Annotated in this window: 20 protein-coding genes; 14 read left to right on the top strand and 6 right to left on the bottom strand. The window is 60.3% G+C overall.

Annotation, left to right across the window (positions count from 1 at the left end):
• The first annotated feature begins 187 nt into the window (after positions 1-187).
• The 3 genes from AC1RMX_RS11555 to AC1RMX_RS11545 all read left to right on the top strand — a co-directional run bounded on the left by AC1RMX_RS11555 (position 188) and on the right by AC1RMX_RS11545 (position 2,257).
• Positions 188-376: a PFL_1563 family small protein gene (locus tag AC1RMX_RS11555; protein ID WP_016985943.1), complete on the top strand. Its 189-nt coding sequence runs from the start codon at positions 188-190 to the stop codon at positions 374-376.
• A gap of 217 nt (positions 377-593) precedes the next feature.
• Positions 594-1,310, top strand: coding sequence for a TorF family putative porin (locus AC1RMX_RS11550; RefSeq protein ID WP_192560058.1), 717 nt, complete (start codon positions 594-596; stop codon positions 1,308-1,310).
• 77 nt (positions 1,311-1,387) lie between these two features.
• A complete protein-coding gene (locus AC1RMX_RS11545; protein WP_273536867.1) occupies positions 1,388-2,257 on the top strand; it encodes a DUF6279 family lipoprotein in 870 nt (289 codons plus the stop codon).
• Between the two features lie 57 nt (positions 2,258-2,314).
• Here the strand turns inward: AC1RMX_RS11545 and AC1RMX_RS11540 are convergent, their stop codons facing one another.
• Positions 2,315-2,707: a transcriptional regulator gene (locus AC1RMX_RS11540; RefSeq protein ID WP_096819344.1), complete on the bottom strand. Its 393-nt coding sequence runs from the start codon at positions 2,705-2,707 to the stop codon at positions 2,315-2,317.
• 176 nt (positions 2,708-2,883) lie between these two features.
• Here AC1RMX_RS11540 and AC1RMX_RS11535 point away from each other — a divergent pair, with 176 nt between their 5' ends.
• The 4 genes from AC1RMX_RS11535 (at position 2,884) to AC1RMX_RS11520 (ending at position 5,411) form a co-directional block, all read left to right on the top strand.
• A complete protein-coding gene (locus AC1RMX_RS11535) occupies positions 2,884-3,618 on the top strand; it encodes a DUF899 domain-containing protein (protein ID WP_493071924.1) in 735 nt (244 codons plus the stop codon).
• An 81-nt stretch (positions 3,619-3,699) separates the two neighbouring features.
• Positions 3,700-3,975 (top strand): hypothetical protein, encoded by a 276-nt coding sequence (locus AC1RMX_RS11530; RefSeq protein WP_493071922.1) that lies wholly within the window; start codon positions 3,700-3,702, stop codon positions 3,973-3,975.
• A gap of 239 nt (positions 3,976-4,214) precedes the next feature.
• Entirely contained in the window at positions 4,215-4,799 is a 585-nt protein-coding gene (locus AC1RMX_RS11525) for a C39 family peptidase (protein ID WP_102620291.1), read from the top strand.
• 12 nt (positions 4,800-4,811) lie between these two features.
• A complete protein-coding gene (locus tag AC1RMX_RS11520; protein WP_096819349.1) occupies positions 4,812-5,411 on the top strand; it encodes a hypothetical protein in 600 nt (199 codons plus the stop codon).
• 63 nt (positions 5,412-5,474) lie between these two features.
• On the opposite strand, the gene AC1RMX_RS11515 is transcribed toward AC1RMX_RS11520, so the two are convergent.
• On the bottom strand, positions 5,475-6,815 hold the full coding sequence (locus AC1RMX_RS11515; RefSeq protein WP_096819350.1) for a DEAD/DEAH box helicase: 1,341 nt from the start codon (positions 6,813-6,815) through the stop codon (positions 5,475-5,477).
• A 191-nt stretch (positions 6,816-7,006) separates the two neighbouring features.
• On the opposite strand from AC1RMX_RS11515, the gene AC1RMX_RS11510 reads away from it, so the two are divergent.
• Positions 7,007-8,305, top strand: coding sequence for a mechanosensitive ion channel family protein (locus AC1RMX_RS11510; RefSeq protein WP_096819351.1), 1,299 nt, complete (start codon positions 7,007-7,009; stop codon positions 8,303-8,305).
• 62 nt (positions 8,306-8,367) lie between these two features.
• Here the strand turns inward: AC1RMX_RS11510 and AC1RMX_RS11505 are convergent, their stop codons facing one another.
• On the bottom strand, positions 8,368-9,012 hold the full coding sequence (locus tag AC1RMX_RS11505) for a hydrolase (RefSeq protein WP_085648570.1): 645 nt from the start codon (positions 9,010-9,012) through the stop codon (positions 8,368-8,370).
• Positions 9,013-9,181: 169 nt separating this feature from the next.
• Between AC1RMX_RS11505 and AC1RMX_RS11500 the strand changes: the two genes are divergently transcribed.
• Complete coding sequence (locus tag AC1RMX_RS11500; protein ID WP_102620244.1) at positions 9,182-10,087, top strand: LysR family transcriptional regulator; 906 nt, start codon at positions 9,182-9,184, stop codon at positions 10,085-10,087.
• Here AC1RMX_RS11500 and AC1RMX_RS11495 read toward each other — a convergent pair.
• From AC1RMX_RS11495 to AC1RMX_RS11485, 3 genes are all read right to left on the bottom strand, one after another.
• The gene (locus tag AC1RMX_RS11495) at positions 10,032-10,913 is read right to left on the bottom strand and encodes a carboxylate/amino acid/amine transporter (RefSeq protein ID WP_102620243.1); all 882 of its coding nucleotides are present in this window, start codon (positions 10,911-10,913) and stop codon (positions 10,032-10,034) included. The two genes, AC1RMX_RS11500 and AC1RMX_RS11495, sit on opposite strands and share 56 nt — an antisense overlap.
• Positions 10,914-11,125: 212 nt before the next feature.
• Positions 11,126-11,725: an FMN-dependent NADH-azoreductase gene (locus AC1RMX_RS11490; protein WP_096819354.1), complete on the bottom strand. Its 600-nt coding sequence runs from the start codon at positions 11,723-11,725 to the stop codon at positions 11,126-11,128.
• A gap of 165 nt (positions 11,726-11,890) precedes the next feature.
• Complete coding sequence (locus tag AC1RMX_RS11485; protein WP_085710332.1) at positions 11,891-12,205, bottom strand: 3-phosphoglycerate kinase; 315 nt, start codon at positions 12,203-12,205, stop codon at positions 11,891-11,893.
• Between the two features lie 49 nt (positions 12,206-12,254).
• Between AC1RMX_RS11485 and AC1RMX_RS11480 the strand changes: the two genes are divergently transcribed.
• The 5 genes from AC1RMX_RS11480 to aqpZ all read left to right on the top strand — a co-directional run bounded on the left by AC1RMX_RS11480 (position 12,255) and on the right by aqpZ (position 17,367).
• Positions 12,255-13,178 (top strand): PA3225 family LysR-type transcriptional regulator, encoded by a 924-nt coding sequence (locus tag AC1RMX_RS11480; protein WP_007956543.1) that lies wholly within the window; start codon positions 12,255-12,257, stop codon positions 13,176-13,178.
• Between the two features lie 14 nt (positions 13,179-13,192).
• A complete protein-coding gene (locus AC1RMX_RS11475; protein WP_096819355.1) occupies positions 13,193-13,996 on the top strand; it encodes an alpha/beta fold hydrolase in 804 nt (267 codons plus the stop codon).
• A gap of 3 nt (positions 13,997-13,999) precedes the next feature.
• Positions 14,000-14,563, top strand: coding sequence for a peptidylprolyl isomerase (locus AC1RMX_RS11470; RefSeq protein WP_096819356.1), 564 nt, complete (start codon positions 14,000-14,002; stop codon positions 14,561-14,563).
• Positions 14,564-14,651: 88 nt separating this feature from the next.
• A complete protein-coding gene (locus AC1RMX_RS11465; RefSeq protein WP_096819357.1) occupies positions 14,652-16,484 on the top strand; it encodes an ABC transporter ATP-binding protein in 1,833 nt (610 codons plus the stop codon).
• A 187-nt stretch (positions 16,485-16,671) separates the two neighbouring features.
• A complete protein-coding gene (gene aqpZ, locus AC1RMX_RS11460; RefSeq protein WP_096819358.1) occupies positions 16,672-17,367 on the top strand; it encodes an aquaporin Z in 696 nt (231 codons plus the stop codon).
• The last annotated feature ends 3 nt before the right edge of the window (positions 17,368-17,370 follow it).

The raw sequence follows: 17,370 nt of genomic DNA, 5'->3' as shown, positions 1-17,370 counted from the left end.
CCGCCCCCTCGAAAAAGCCACCGTTCCCGATAAATCTTGTTATTTAAAACAGCAGGTTAGCGGGATATTTCGAATAATTAATCGAGAATAATCCACCCGCACGCTGGGTTATTCCGGGGGATATTTACCAAGCAATTGTCAAGTTATTCCTGTACGATGCCTGGCCGAGTTACTTTTCTACAGGTTAATGGCCGCCATGCGTGTAAAAGCATCCACCAGCAAAGCAAAGCCAGCTCCAGCCGTTGAAACCAGCGAATCGATCAACGATCAGATCGCGGCATTCCTCAAGTCCGGCGGCGAAATCCAGCAAATTGCCAAGGGCGTCAGCGGCCAGACGTTCGGCCCGTCCAAGCAGATCAGCCTGGGCAAGAAGTAACACCCCGCAACACACCAGTCCCAAGGCGCTTTGAGCTTCGAAGCGTCTGGACCGGAACCCTCGCAAGACCTCTCTCGCGTTTAATCAAACTCAACAAAACAACAGAAATCGACGAACGGCCCTCGATGCCGATCATTCGCCGGTATCCTTGCACGCGTCTGGATCAAGCGTTTCAGCAGTCTTTATCGCACTGCGCTCGCTGTTCAAGGAGTGACGCATGCTCAAACCCCTCTGTTTATTTCTTGCAGGACTGCTGGCGAGCCCGATGACGCACGCGCAGATATTCCAGCGTGAACTCGGCGACTTCGACCTCAAGCTCGGCACCTCGCCCAGCCGCAGCATGGCCCAGGGACTGGTCAAACCTTCTGCCGCCGGCTCGTTCCACGGCGGCCTCGATCTGAGCCACGACAGCGGCCTCTACGTCGGCCAGTACGCGCCGAGCATGGGACTGACGCCGGGCAAGAATCTGGAGATCGATTCCTACGTCGGCTTTAAACAACCCTTCGATCAAACCCTCGGCTACGAAGTCGGGATGATCCACTACAGCTATCCCAAGGTCGACACCCTCGACAGCCAGGAATTGTTCGGCGGCCTGACCCTGCTCGGCAGCCGTTTCGGCATCGCACTGAGCAACGATCCGGACAAACAGAACAACACCTTGTTTGCCGATCTGCGCGGCAACCAGCCGTTCGGCATCGGGATCAGCATGAAATACACCACCCATCAGCTCAATACACCGGTCTCGGTGGACGGCGGGTATGTCAGCAGTTTTACCGACTGGTCGGTGAAATTTTCCCGCCCGGTGATGGGCGTCGACCTCGACCTGATCTACAGCAACTCCAGCCTCAGCGGCAGCGATTGCTCCGCCTATTCCGGCCACAACAGCCAGTGCGACGGGCTGGTCACGCTCAAGGCCGAACGCGCGTTCTATTGATTGGCTGAACTGCCGGGCTCATCCTGCGTTCACATAAGCATCAGACTTCGAAGCCAGGCTCACGCAAGGATTCGCCCATGTCTCGCTGGTTCAAACAGATTGCCGCCCTGCTGGCTTTCACCCTCGCCCTCGGCGCCTGCAGCCGTGTAGGCCTCGCCTATCGCAATCTCGACGTGATCATTCCGTGGACGCTCAGCGACTACCTGGACATGAACGGCGAGCAGAAAGGCTGGTTCAACGAACGCCTCAAGGAACACCTGAGCTGGCACTGCAGCACGCAGTTGCCGGGTTATCTGGACTGGCTCGATCGCCTGCAAACCATGGTCGAGACCAATCAGGTCACCGACGCCGCGCTCCAGGCCCGTACCTTGGAGGCCAAGCAGGCGATTGCCGAGACCGCACGTGAGATCACGCCGTCGGCCATTGAGTTGCTGCAAGGACTGGATGACAAACAGGTCGCGGAAATGAACGACGCGTTTGCCAAGGATCTGCGCAAACGCCAACAGGAATATGTGAAGCCACCCTTGGCCCAGCAGATTGCCGAACGCGGCGCACGCATGGACAAGCGCCTCAACGACTGGCTCGGGCCGCTGAGTCCCACGCAAGAACAACGCGTGATGGCGTGGTCGACAGCTTTGGGCGACCAGAACACTCAATGGATCGCCAACCGTGCGCACTGGCAACAACAGTTCAGTGCAGCCGTCGCCCAGCGTAAAAGTCCGGAATTCCCACAGCGGATCGAGACGCTTCTGGTCTATCGCGAGCGTTTATGGACAGCGGATTACCGCAAGGCCTACGCCGACACCGAAGCCCAGGCGCGCTCGCTGGCGGTGGATCTGATGGCTGAAAGCACACCGCAACAACGCCAGCGCTTGTTGAAGAAAATCGAAGGGGTGCGCAAGGACTTCAATGATTTGAAGTGCCTGAAGGCCGCGAAGGCAGGCTGAGTTCACAGAACCTGCGGGAACCGAACAGCTCGGCTCCCGCAGGATCGCATAAGGCGTTCAGGCAATCTGCGCCTTGGACGCCACACGATCGAACGTCGCCTCATCCAGCGCATCCTGCTGCTCATCCAGCACCTGACGCGGATGATCATTACCGGGAATGCTGCTGTCGATCAGGCTCAACAGGCTCGATCCGCGCGGGGTCAGACTGAAATTGTTGCCGGTGCTGCCCTCATCCTCCCCGCGGGGCCCGATGTAACCGCGCAGCAGCAACAGTTGCTCATATTGGCAGGCGATGGTTTTCAGATGATCCAGATTCTCGATCGGCTCGCCCGCCGCCGCTTTTTCCGCCGCATAGTCTTCTGCGTAAGAGCGCGGTGCGAAGCTGTGGCCTGCGCCGTTCTGTACTTCATGCAGCAGGCGTTCAATCAAATCCCAGTTATAAGTCGTCATCCTGATTCAACCTCCGGTGCGCGTGATTAATGGCGCCTTCAAAGGTTGTGACCTGAGCGGACAAGAGCCGTTCAGCTTCATTTACCGCCCCGGCCGACCGGCGGTCTGTCGATTTCCGACAGCGTTGAGCGACTAGTCTGAGACAGACGGTTTCAACCCCCGCAGGAGAAATCATCATGAACGTTGAGAATCATCCGGTGGTGTCGCGCGAAGAATGGCTCGCCGCCCGCAAGCAGCATCTGGCCGATGAAAAGGCCTTCACCAAAGAACGCGACCGCCTCAGCGCCAAACGTCGCGCTCTGCCTTGGGTGAGGGTCGACAAGGACTACCGCTTCATGGGGCCGAACGGCGAATTGAAACTGGCTGACCTGTTCGGCCAGAACAGCCAACTCGTCGTTTATCACTTCATGTTTGCCAAAGGCTGGGAGGAAGGCTGCCCGGGCTGCTCGTTCCTCAGCGACCACATCGACGGCGCCAATCAACACCTGGCCCATCACGACATTGCGCTGGTGGCGGTGTCCCATGCGCCGTTCGCCGAATTCCAGGCCTTCAGGCGGCGGATGGGCTGGAAATTCGACTGGGTGTCGTCGGACGGCTCCGATTTCAACTACGACTTCGGCGTTTGCGCCCGCGCTGATGATGCCGAAGCCGGAAAGGCTACATACAACTACGAAAAAACTGACAGTGGCGAAGAGGAAATGCCGGGGCTGAGCGTGTTCTATCGCGCCAGCAACGGCGAGATTTTCCACACCTACTCGACCTACGCTCGAGGCCTGGACATGCTGGTTGGTGCCTACAACTACCTCGATCTCACGCCAAAAGGCAGGAACGAGGACGAGATCATGGAGTGGGTGCGGTATCACGATCGGTATGACGGAGAACAAAAATCCAGTTGCTGTCACGGGGACTGAGCCAACAAAGATCCTGAACTTTTCATTGGCCACAGCCCTCAACCGGTTAACCCGCCTTAACCGGATCTGAGGCCTGCCCCCATGAAAACCCTGCTCACCCTCACACTCGCCGCCACGCTCGCCTGCGCCCTGCCCGTCTGGGCCTGTACCCCGGAAGAAGCCACCGTCAAGCGCGAGCAACTGGCCAGGGAAGTCGCCAAGCTCACCGAGCAAAACCCGGCCAAGGCCAAGGAAATCAACGCCGAGTTGCAGAAGATGGATCTTGGCACGGCAGCCGCCGACCTGCCGGACAAGTGCCAACTGATCGATCAGCGGCTGAAGGAACTGGATTCGGCCGAGAAGAAAACCGAGGGCTGACATCTCGGTCAACGCCGCAGGCTTCGGCATCAACCGGTCAGAATCGATGCCAAAGCCCGCGTCCTTTCGTCTGGATATTTGCATTAATGCATTTTTATATTTGCATCAATGCATATTCAGACCTAGGGTTACCTCGAGCCTGATCGGAACCGGCCATCGGAGATGGCAACCCATTCACCACCGATCGCTCGCAACATCCACACGTTGGACGTTTGTTTTCATTCATGGAGGATTGAAAAATGTTAACCACTGAAACAACGCAATTCACCGGCAACACGTTGCCCGGGTGCCTGACCGGCCATCTGCTCGATGCGCAACTGGTCGAAGTCGAAGCGGCCCCACAGGCCAAGGCCCTGGCCGCCTCGAGTCTCAACTTCACGATGCAGCAACAGACCCAGACCAACTGGTGCTGGGCCGCGGTTTCCGCTTCGGTCGGCAACTATTACGGCACCGGGTCCTGGACCCAGTGCGGCGTTGCCAGCACCCAACTGAACCGCAACTGCTGCAGCCAGCCGGGGCCGTGCAACGTCTACGGCTATCTGGATTCGGCCCTGCAAACCACCCGCAGCTACAACGGGATGAATCAGGGTTCGTTGCAGATGTCGGCCATCCAGAACCAGATCAACATGGGCCGGCCTGTCGGTCTGCGTTGCGCCTGGTACGGCGGCGGTGCGCACTTCCTGACGATCTACGGCACCAACGGCAACTACGTGCTGGTCGCGGATTCGATCTACGGCTATTCGACCCGCGCGCTGAACTCGTTCCCCGGTTCCTACAACGGTGGCGGCAACTGGACTCACACTTACTTCACGGCGAAAAACTAGGAGGGCGACATCATGCAACTGACTTATCCAAAGGCGCCTTCCAACGGCGTACAGACCTTGCGTCCGGTGTTGCAAGCCGCGCTGCAAACCCAGGGCTTTGGCATCAATCGCCAGTTCGCCAGTGCTGCACCGGCGAAAATCAGCTTGAGCGAGGCCTATCGCGGCTACTCGCTCAGCCTGGATGACCTGAGCCAGGGCAAAGGCCTGAAGGACGCCCGGCTCGGCGACTGGCATTACCTGGTGTTTGCCGACGGTGTGTCGATTGCCGATGCGCAATTGGCCGAAGTCCGTGGTCACGTCGAGTTCGCCTCGTTGAACCACGGCAACCTGGCGGCGGCCACGGTCGATGCACTGAAACTGGCCGAGCAATCGCCACAGTTGCAGGGCAAAACCGTTGAGCTGCGAGTGTTGTTCGTTTCGGCGCTGCATGTCGTAGCGATCTGGCTGCACGCGGCAGGTGAAGATGTGCTGATCCCGATCGAGCCAACGCCCAAGGAGTTGGCGCTGCCCGGGCTGTACAGCGAGGCAGCCCTGCTCGCGCAGCTCAAACCAAAAGCGGATCAGGCCAAGCAGCGCTTTGATGCCGACACCCGTGGGCAGATGGGCAGCTGACAAACTCAGGGAATAAAAAAACCCGGACAGTGTCCGGGTTTTTTATTGCCTGCCTGAAACGCCTTACTCGGCCGCAGGTGCAACCGGCTTGCGACGCTTGAGCGGAGCCATGCCGTCGCTGCTCACCAGAGAATCCGGCTTCGGACGGTTGGCGCTCTTGCGCTTGGTCGGAGTCTTGGCGGCGGTTTTCTTCTTGTCGCCCTTCGCGTCGGTCTTTTTCTTCTTCACGCCGACGGCTTTGCCCGAGGCCTTGACCTTCTTCGGTCCGCCGTAGGTGCCTTTGACTTCCTTGATGGTGCGGCGCTCGAAGCTCTGCTTCAGATAACGCTCGATGCTCGACATCAGGTTCCAGTCGCCGTGGCAGATCAGCGAGATCGCCAGACCGTCGTTGCCGGCACGGCCGGTACGACCAATACGGTGCACGTATTCGTCGCCGCTGCGTGGCATGTCGAAGTTGATCACCAGATCCAGACCATCAACGTCCAGACCACGGGCCGCCACGTCGGTGGCGACCAGAATCTTCACACCGCCCTGCTTCAGACGATCGATCGCCAGTTTGCGATCCTTCTGGTCTTTCTCGCCGTGCAGCACGAACGCCTTGTATTCCTGGGCGACGAGGCGACCGTAGATGCGGTCGGCCATGGCCCGGGTATTGGTGAAGACGATGGCCTTCTGGTAGGTCTCGTTGGCCAGCAGCCAGTTCACGATCTGTTCTTTGTGCTGGTTGTGGTCGGCGGTGATGATCTGCTGACGAGTGGTCGAGTTCAGCTGGCTGACCGCGTTGAGCTGCAAGTGCTCAGGGTTGTTCAGCACCTTGGCGATCATCTCGCGCAGGCCGGAACCGCCGGTGGTGGCGGAGAACAGCATGGTCTGCTGACGGTTCGGGCATTCGTCGACCAGACGCTGCACGTCTTCGGCAAAACCCATGTCGAGCATGCGGTCGGCTTCGTCGAGCACCAGCACTTCGACTTCTTTCAGGTCGAGGTTGCCGGCGTTCAGTTGCTCGATCATCCGGCCCGGGGTGCCGATCAGGATGTCCGGCACCTTGCGCAGCATGGCGGCCTGGACCTTGAAGTCTTCACCGCCGGTGATCAGGCCGGACTTGATGAAAGTGAACTGCGAAAAGCGCTCGACTTCCTTCAGGGTCTGCTGGGCCAGCTCGCGGGTCGGCAGCAGGATCAGGGTCTTGATGCTGACGCGGATCTTGGCCGGGCCGATCAGGCGGTTGAGGATCGGCAGGACAAACGCGGCGGTCTTGCCGCTACCGGTTTGCGCCGTCACCCGCAGGTCACGCCCCTGAAGCGCCAGCGGAATGGCCGCGGCTTGCACAGGCGTTGGCTCGACAAATTTCAGCTCGGCCACGGCTTTGAGCAGGCGTTCGTGCAGGGCGAATTGGGAAAACACGGGTGCTACCTCGAAGATATGCAAAAAATCAGCTGCATAGGTTACCGGTTTCGAGCGCTCAGGCCGAGTTTCTTTGTGAAATCAGCCGTAATCAGTGGCTTTTTTGTTGCTCGATTTGTCTCCAACGGTAATACACAGCGTCTTAAATGCTCTAATCGCCCGTCGCGTCTTACAGAAGAATCGTCTCTCTCATGGATTTCAAACAGCTCTGGCTCAACGCCCAAGACCTCTGGGGTGCCCTCGATCAGCACCCGCTCCTGCACGCCGGCCTGGCGTTGATCCTGCTGCTGGTGATCGCGCTGGTCCTCGGACGAGTGGCGCGTTACCTGATCCTGCATGCCAGCCGCATGCTCGGTCGCCAGCCCGCGCTGCACTGGCTCAACGACTTTCGGCATAACAAGGTGTTCCAGCGTCTGGCGCAGATGACGCCGTCATTGGTGATCCAGTTCGGCCTGCACCTGGTGCCGGAACTGAGCAAGACCGCCACGGTGTTTCTCGGCAATGTCGCGCTGGCGTTCACCATTCTGTTCCTGCTGCTGTCGGTCAGCGCCCTGCTCAATGCCCTGCTGGACATCTACGCCCGCACCGAACACGCCCGCACCCGCTCGATCAAGGGCTACGTGCAACTGGCAAAAATGGTCTTGTACGTGTTCGGCGCGATCATCATCGTCGCCACCCTGATCGACCGTTCGCCGCTGTTGCTGCTGTCCGGTCTGGGTGCGATGTCGGCGGTGATCCTGTTGGTCTACAAGGACACCCTGCTGTCGTTCGTCGCCAGCGTACAACTGACCAGTAACGACATGCTGCGGGTCGGCGACTGGATCGAAATGCCGCAAGTCGGCGCCGATGGCGATGTGGTCGACATCACCCTGCACACGGTCAAGGTGCAGAACTTCGACAAAACCATCGTCTCGATCCCGACCTGGCGCCTGATGTCCGAGTCGTTCAGAAACTGGCGCGGCATGCAGCAGTCCGGCGGGCGGCGGATCAAACGCAGCCTGTTCATCGACGCCAGCGGTGTGCGTTTCATCCGCGACGATGAAGAAGAAAAACTCTCCCAGGTACACCTGCTGACCGCCTACATGGGCCGCAAGAAAGCCGAACTCAAGGCCTGGAACGAAGCGCAGGGCAACGTCGCGGCGATGTCGGCCAACCGTCGGCGCATGACCAACATCGGCACTTTTCGCGCCTATGCGCTGGCCTACCTGAAGAGCCACCCGGAGATCCAGCCGAACATGACCTGCATGGTTCGCCAGATGCAGACCACGGCTCAGGGCATTCCGCTGGAAATCTACTGCTTTACCACCACCACGGTGTGGGCCGATTACGAGCGGATTCAGGGGGATATTTTCGATTACCTGCTGGCGGTGCTGCCGGAGTTTGGCTTGAGCTTGTATCAGCAGCCGAGCGGTGGGGATTTGCGCTCCGGATTGTTGCCGGCAGTCCTTGGCGCTAGCCACATTCCCGAGGCCGAAAAACACCGGATGTAGACCTTTCTCGCGGACAACAAAAAAGACGCAACCCCGGTTGCGTCTTTTTTTGTCCTGCCGACTTACTTGGCCTGCCGCTGCGGTGCCTTGTGCACCATGGTGTAGGCGTAGTCGACGCCCATTCCGTATGCGCCGCTGTGTTCCAGCACCAGGTCCATCACCGCCTGATAAGTGTCTTTGTGCGCCCAGTCACGCTGGTACTCGAGCAGCACTTGCTGCCAGGTCACCGGTACGGCGCCGGCCTGAATCATTCGCTGTACCGACATGTCGTGGGCTTCTTTGGTGGTGCCACCGGACGCGTCGGTGACGATGTACACCTCGTAGCCTTCGGCCAGGGCTTCCAGGGCCGGGAAGGTCAGGCAGACCTCGGTCCACAGCGCGGCGATGATCAGCTTCTTGCGGCCGGTGGCCTTCACCGCGTCAACCAGCGCCTTGTCTTCCCAGGAGTTCATCGAGGTGCGCTCGATCGGCTTCTGCTCCGGGTGCACCGCCAGCAGTTCCGGCCAGATGTAGCCGCTGAAGCTTTCGGTTTCGACCGAGGTGTAGATGGTCGGCACGTTGAAGATCTTCGCTGCCTTGGCCAGGCCGACGGTGTTGTTCTTCAGGGTCTGACGGTCGATCGACTGCACGCCGAAAGCCATTTGCGGCTGGTGGTCGATCAGGATCAGGGCGGAGTTGGTTGGGTTCAGCAGTTCACGGATAGACATGGCGCGTTCCTTTTTATGTCGATTCAGAGTTTCGATTAGGTAATGGGTGAGTCGAGTCGCTTGCCGTCTTCGGCGTTGTTGTCTCGGCTTGGATGTCACTTTAGGGGCTAGCCGATAAAGGGACAATTCCCTAAAATCGAGAATCATTGATTCTAAAAAAGGGACAATCATGGATCGCATCGAATGCATGCGCGCCTTCGTGGTGACGGTCGGCGAGAACGGCTTTGCGGCCGCCGCCCGGGCCATGGACGTGCCCCGGTCGAAAGTCAGCAAACAGATTCAGGCGCTGGAAGAAGCCATCGGCGTACAACTGCTGCAACGCACCACCCGCAGCCTGCACCTGACCGAGGCTGGCGCCGAATATTTCGAAGCGGCGCGGGAAGTGATTGCGGCACTGGACGAGGCCGAGCAGCGAGCCCGGGACGGGGTTGGCGAATTGCGTGGTGTGTTGCGGGTGAACGCGCCGATGTCGTTCGGCCTGCGGCGCTTGGGCAAGCTGATCCCGCTGTTCCACGAGCAGCACCCGAACATCGAGCTGCAACTGGTGCTCAGCGATCAGCAGGTCGATCCGGTGCGCGGCGGGTTCGACGTGACCATCCGCATTGCCAGCCTGCCCGACTCGACCATGATCGCCCGACAACTGGCGCCAGCGCCGCGAATCATGGTCGCCTCCCCTGCTTACCTCGAACGCGCGGGCACGCCGCAGACCCCGCAGGATCTGCGTTCGCATCAATGCTTGAACTACGGCTATCTGCAGAGCGGCGTGAGCCTGCAACTGTGCAATGGCAAGGAAACCCAACGGGTCAACGTGACCGGGCCGCTGCACGCCAACAACGGCGACTTGCTGGCGCAAGCGGCGGAGGCCGGCATGGGCATTGCGCTGCTGCCGGACTTCATCGTCGAAGAAGCGCTGGCCGCCGGGCGACTGGTGCCGGTGCTGTGCGAATGGCAAGCCCCGGCGATCACTATCAACGCGGTGTACTCGTCGGCGCGGCGGGTGCCGCAGAAGACCCGGGCGTTTATCGAGTTTCTGGTGGGGCAATTGGCGCCGGCTTGCGAATCCCCAACCGACTGATCCACACCGCCGCCAGAATCACGCCGCCACCGAGGAACAACCGCCCCAGTTCCTCATGCTGATTCCAGATCAGCAGGTTCAGCAGCAATCCCACCGGCACGTGCAGGTTGTTCATCACCGCCAGGGTGCCGCCGTTGACCAGACAGGCGCCCTTGTTCCACCAGTACAGACCGAGTGCGGTCGAGACCAGGCCCAGGAACACCAACACGCCCCATTGCAACGGCGCTTCGGGCAGGAAGTTGGATTTGCCGAACAGCAGGAACGCCGGCAACGCCACCGCGAGTGCGCCGAGGTAGAAGAAACCGAAGCGCCGGTAGTGCGGCAGATCGCTCGGATGCTTCGCCACCAGATGTTTGTACAACACCTGCCCGGCGGCGTAGGTGAAGTTGGCCAGTTGCAGCAGCAGGAAGCCCATGAAGAAGTCCGGGTTGATCCGGTCATAGCGAATCACCGCCGCACCGCACACAGCCACCAGCGCCGCGATCAGCGCCCATGGATTGAAGCGGCGATTGAGCGCGTCTTCGATCAGGGTCACGTGCAGCGGCGTGAGGATGGTGAACAGCAGCACTTCCGGCACCGTCAGTACCCGGAAGCTCAGGTACAAACAAACGTAGGTCACGCCGAACTGCAACGCGCCGATCAGCAGCATGCCGCGCATGAACGCCGGCTCCACCGAACGCCAGCGGGTCAGCGGGATGAACACCAGCCCGGCCAGCACCACGCGCACCAGCACCGCGAAGTAGCTGTCGACATGCCCGGCCAGGTATTCGCCGATCAGACTGAAGGAAAACGCCTGGATCAGCGTGACAATAAGTAGATAGCCCATGGTCGCCTCGATTTCGAATGGCGGCGACGATAGCGGTTTTTCCCGGCCATCGCTAAATCCCGGGCAAAAAAAAGCCCGATCTCGCTAAAGCGTTCAATCGGGCTACAGCACTCAGGAGCAACAAGTGCAAAGGGAGGTTCGATGCGCGTAGAGCCTTGAAGGGGTTGCGCCAGGTCACTAGAACAATCGGCGATTATCTGGCGATTAACATATCAAGCGACCTGGGACAGTTTGGCGTTGGCCTGGTTGAGGCCCTTCTCCTGGAAGTCGCCGCCCAGGTTCATGCCTTCGGCGTGGATGAAGGTCACGTCGTGGATGCCGATGAAACCCATCACCTGACGCAGGTACGGTTCCTGGTGATCCGCCGGGCCGCCGGCGTAGATGCCGCCGCGAGCGGTCAGCACGTAGGCACGCTTGCCGCTGAGCAGGCCTTGCGGGCCGGTTTCGGTGTACTTGAAAGTCACACCGGCACGCAGCACGTGGTCGAGCCAGGCTTTCAGGGTGCTTGGAATCGCGAAGTTGTACATCGGCGCGGCCATCACCAGCACGTCGGCGGCCAGCAGTTCATCGGTCAATGCGTTGGAGCGATCCAGCGAGGATTGCTCGCTGTCGTTGCGCTGTTCGGCGGATTTCATCCAGCCGCCCAGCAGGTTGATGTCCAGGTGTGGCACCGGGTTCACGGCGAGGTCACGTACGGTGATCTGATCGGCCGGGTGTGCCGCTTTCCACTGACTGATGAAGGTCTGGGTCAGTTGACGGGATACCGAGTCTTGCTGGCGGGCGCTGCTTTCGATGATCAGAACGCGGGACATGGTGTGTAGCCTCCATCCGAGAATGTTGTAAGTCGATGGAGTGAAGGTTAAACAGAGTCGTATCGATGAAAAAGCGCAAATAACTGCTATAAAGCATCGATAAATTCGTTTATAAGCTGACGCATACCTTGTGGGAGCACACGGGCTCCCACAACGAGGCGGGTGTTATTTCGGGTTGCAGCTCAGTTCGACGCGCAGCTTGATGATCTCGCGGGAGAACTTGGCGGTGGCGTTGGTATGTTTGCCGGCCGGCACTTCGATATTGCGAGTGCGCGGCGCCTCCGGGCCGTTGCTGAATACGACTTTGCAGACCGCGTCGACCTCGCCGTAGTTGGCGACCCGGATGGAGCCGATGTCTTTATCGGTATCGAAGGACTCGTAGTCGATCTTCAGGCCATTGAGATTCTTCTGCACATCGATCGGATACGCAAACGCGGTCAGCGGCAGCAGCGCCAGCACCACACAACAGAATTTTTTCATTCGGCAGTCTCCATGAGGGACAGCCAGCTTAGGACAAGAGGAGCTATTGATGAAAGCGCCCCGCGTGACCCTTGATCAATGGCGAACGTTGCAGGCGGTGGTCGACCACGGCGGATTCGCCCAGGCCGCCGAGGCCCTGCACCGTTCGCAATCGTCGGTGAGCTACACCGTCGCCCGCATGCAGGACCAGCTCGGTGTGCCATTGCTGCGCATCGACGGCCGCAAGGCAGTACTGACCGAAGCCGGCGGCGTGTTGCTGCGGCGTTCGCGACAACTGGTGAAGCAGGCCAGCCAACTGGAGGACCTCGCCCATCATATGGAGCAAGGCTGGGAGGCCGAAGTGCGGCTGGTGGTCGATGCCGCCTACCCGAGCGCCCGCCTCGTTCGCGCACTGACCGCGTTCATGCCGCAGAGCCGTGGCTGCCGCGTGCGTCTGCGTGAAGAAGTACTGTCGGGTGTCGAGGAAGTGTTGCTTGAAGGTGTAGCCGATCTGGCCATCACCGGCCTGAGCATTCCCGGTTACCTCGGCGCGGAGTTGAGCGACGTGGAATTCGTCGCCGTCGCCCACCCCGAACACGCGCTGCATCGGCTGAACCGCGAGCTGAATTTCCAGGACCTGGAAACCCAGATGCAAGTGGTGATCCGCGACTCCGGCCGCCAGCAACCCCGGGACGTCGGCTGGCTCGGTGCCGAACAGCGCTGGACCGTCGGCAGCCTCGCCACCGCCGCCAATTTCGTTTCCAGCGGCCTGGGCTTTGCCTGGCTGCCACGGCACATGATCGAACGTGAATTGAAGGAAGGCCTGCTCAAGCTGCTACCGTTGGATCAGGGCGGCAGCCGCAATCCGAGTTTCTATCTGTATTCGAACAAGGACAAACCGCTGGGCCCGGCCTCGCAGATCCTCGTCGAACTGTTGCGCACCTTCGACACTTTGCCGCTGGACGCACCGTTCGCCGCCCCCGAACAAGCCTGACACGGAGTTCACCGATGGCGTATTTCGAGCATGAAGGTTGCAACCTGCACTACGAGGAATATGGCCACGGCGATCCGTTGCTGCTGGTTCACGGGCTCGGTTCCAGCACGCTGGACTGGGAAATGCAGATCCCGGCACTGGCCGCGCAATACCGGGTGATCGTCCCGGACGTGCGCGGCCATGGCCGTTCCGACAAGCCCCGCGAACGCTACAGCATCGCCGGGTTCAGCGCCGACATCGTCGCCCTGATCGAACACCTGAAGCTCGGCCCGGTGCACTACGCCGGGCTGTCCATGGGCGGCATGATCGGTTTTCAGTTTGCCGTCGATCAGCCGCAGATGCTCAAGAGCCTGACCATCGTCAACAGCGCGCCCGAGGTCAAGGTGCGCAGCCGCGACGATTACTGGCAGTGGTTCAAGCGCTGGAGCCTGATGCGCCTGCTGAGCCTGGCCACCATCGGCAAAGCCCTTGGCGCCAAGCTGTTCCCCAAGCCGGAGCAGGCAGATTTGCGACAGAAGATGGCCGAGCGCTGGGCAAAAAACGACAAACGTGCTTATCTCGCCAGCTTCGATGCGATTGTTGGCTGGGGGGTTCAGGAACGACTTTCGAGGATCTCCTGTCCAACGCTCGTCGTCAGCGCCGACCGGGACTACACCCCCGTTTCGCTGAAAGAAACCTATGTCAGACTGCTGCCCGATGCGCGGCTGGTGGTGATCGCCGATTCGCGCCACGCCACCCCGCTCGATCAACCCGAACGTTTCAATCAAACGCTGCTGGAGTTTCTCGCCACAGCCGATATTCACCCTCAGGATCACTGAACCATGCTGAAAAAAATCGCCCTCGCCGCCGGCACCGTGCTGTTCGCCGCCAACCTGATGGCTGCCACGCCGGCCAAGGCGCCACACGTCGAACTGGTGACCACCAACGGCACCATCGAAATCGAGCTGGACCCGGTCAAGGCGCCGATCAGTACCAAGAACTTCCTTGAGTACGTCGACAGCGGCTTCTACACCAACACCATTTTCCACCGCGTGATCCCGGGCTTCATGGCTCAGGGCGGCGGTTTCACCCAGCAGATGGCACAAAAAGACACCAAGGCACCGATCAAGAACGAAGCCAGCAACGGTCTGCACAACGTTCGCGGCACCCTGTCGATGGCCCGTACTTCCGATCCAAACTCGGCCACCAGCCAGTTCTTCATCAACGTTGCCGACAACGCGTTCCTCGATCCGGGCCGCGACGCCGGTTACGCCGTGTTCGCCAAAGTGGTCAAGGGCATGGACGTGGTCGACATCATCGTCAACTCCCAGACCACCACCAAACAGGGCATGCAAAACGTGCCTGTCGACCCTGTGATCATCAAGTCGGCCAAGCGCATCGACTAAGCTTTACAGGGCGTATCGAGCGGCGTCGATTATCCATCGCGCCGCTCACACTGATAAAAGGAGAGCCCGTACTCCGGGCGGTTATCTGATGCTCTATCGCCGTTTCGAACAACTGATCGACATATTCCGTGACGCCCCGACGGCGGCTCCGCCGAACCGTGTTCTGCCCTTCTATACCTATTACCTGAAGCAGGTCTGGCCAAGTTTCGCCGCCCTGCTGGTGGTCGGCCTGTTCGCCGCACTGATCGAAGTGGCGCTGTTCAGTTACCTGAGCCGCATCATCGACCTGGCCCAGGGCACGCCGAACCCGAATTTCTTCCACGACCACGCTTTCGAACTGACCTGGATGGTGGTGGTTGCACTGGTGCTGCGCCCGATCTTCTTCGGCCTGCACGACTTGCTGGTGCACCAGACGCTGAGCCCGGGCATGACCAGCATGATTCGCTGGCAGAACCACAGCTATGTGCTCAAGCAGAGTCTGAACTTCTTCCAGAACGACTTCGCCGGGCGCATCGCCCAGCGCATCATGCAGACCGGCAACTCGCTGCGCGACTCCGCCGTGCAGGCGGTGGATGCCCTGTGGCACGTGCTGATCTACGCGGTCAGTTCGCTGGTGCTGTTCGCCGAGGCCGACTGGCGCCTGATGATCCCGCTGCTCACGTGGATCGCCGCTTACATCGGCGCACTCTATTACTTCGTGCCACGGGTCAAGGATCGCTCGGTCGCGGCTTCGGATGCGCGTTCGAAGCTGATGGGCCGGATCGTCGACGGCTACACCAACATCGCCACCCTGAAGCTGTTCGCCCACACCAATTTCGAACAGCACTACGCCCGCGAAGCCATGCAGGAGCAGACCGAAAAGGCTCAGATGGCCGGGCGCGTGGTCACCAGCATGGACGTGGCGATCACCACCATGAACGGCCTGCTGATCGTTGGCACCACCGCGCTGGCGCTGTGGCTGTGGTCGCAGTCGCTGATCACCGTCGGCGCCATCGCCCTGGCGACCGGTCTGGTGATTCGCATCGTCAACATGTCCGGCTGGATCATGTGGGTGGTCACCGGGATTTTCGAAAACATCGGCATGGTCCAGGACGGTCTGCAGACCATCTCGCAACCGGTCAGCGTCACCGATCACGAACAGGCCAAACCGCTGGCCGTGGCCCGTGGCGAAGTGCGTTTCGAGCACGTGGATTTTCACTACGGCAAGAAGAAAGGCATCATCGGCGACCTCAACCTGACCATCAAACCGGGGGAAAAGATCGGTCTGATCGGCCCGTCCGGTGCCGGCAAATCGACCCTGGTCAACCTGCTGCTGCGCCTGTACGACGTGGAGGGTGGGCGGATCCTGATCGACGGCCAGAACATCGCCGAAGTCGGCCAGGAAAGCCTGCGCGCACGGATCGGCATGATCACCCAGGACACTTCGCTGCTGCACCGTTCGATCCGCGACAACTTGCTGTACGGCAAGCCTGACGCCACCGACGCCGAACTCTGGGAGGCGGTGCGCAAGGCCCGTGCCGATGAGTTCATCCCGCTGCTGTCGGATGCCGAAGGTCGCACTGGTTTCGATGCCCATGTCGGCGAGCGCGGGGTGAAACTGTCCGGCGGCCAGCGCCAGCGGATCGCGATTGCGCGAGTGCTGCTCAAGGACGCGCCGATCCTGATCATGGACGAAGCGACCTCGGCGCTGGACTCGGAAGTCGAAGCGGCGATCCAGGAAAGCCTGGAAACCCTGATGCAGGGCAAGACCGTGATCGCCATTGCCCACCGCCTCTCGACCATTGCCCGCATGGATCGGCTGGTGGTGCTGGAAAACGGCAAGATCGCCGAAAGCGGCAACCATGCCGAACTGCTGGCCCATGGCGGGTTGTATGCGCGGTTGTGGGCACACCAGACCGGAGGGTTTGTCGGCATCGACTGACCCTGCGCGAAACACAAAAACCGCCACAGCCCCTCTGCCACGGGCTCTGGCGGTTTTTTATCGCCTGCTGGAAATCCCTTGAATCCCTGCTGTAATCAGCGAAGGTTCTGGAGATGAACCTGTCGTAATTCTGCAAGGAAGCACAACTCGATGCAGTCTCGATAGCACGTCTATCAAGGACACTCTCATGTCTCTGTTCAAACGTTCAGTCACTGAGTTGTTGGGTACGTTCTGGTTGGTATTGGGCGGGTGTGGCAGTGCGGTGATCGCCGCGTCTTCACCTATGGGAATCGGCGTGCTGGGGGTCGCCCTGGCGTTTGGTCTGACGGTGCTGACCATGGCGTTTGCCATCGGCCACATCAGCGGGTGTCACCTCAACCCGGCCGTGTCGGTCGGTCTGGTCGTCGGCGGTCGGTTCCCGGCCAAAGAACTGCCTGCCTACATCATCGCCCAGGTGATCGGCGGGATTCTGGCAGCGGCATTGCTCTACCACATCGCCAGCGGCAAGGAGGGTTTCGACATCGCCGCCGGCCTTGCCTCCAACGGCTATGGCGAGCACTCGCCGGGCAAATACTCGATGGCCGCCGGGTTCGTCACCGAACTGGTGATGACTGCCATGTTCGTGGTGATCATCCTTGGCGCCACCGACAAGCGCGCGCCGGCAGGACTGGCACCGATTGCCATCGGCCTGGGCCTGACGCTGATCCACCTGATCTCGATTCCGGTGACCAACACCTCGGTCAACCCGGCCCGCAGCACGGGCCCGGCGCTGATGGTCGGTGGCTGGGCGATCGCACAGTTGTGGATGTTCTGGGTCGCGCCGTTGCTGGGCGCGGTGGTTGGCGGCGTGGTCTATCGCTGGCTGGGCAAGGAAGACAGTTGAGGG

The organism is Pseudomonas sp. GW822-FHT03F04, assembly GCF_058801405.1.
This window is presented reverse-complemented; position numbering and strand designations above follow the sequence as displayed.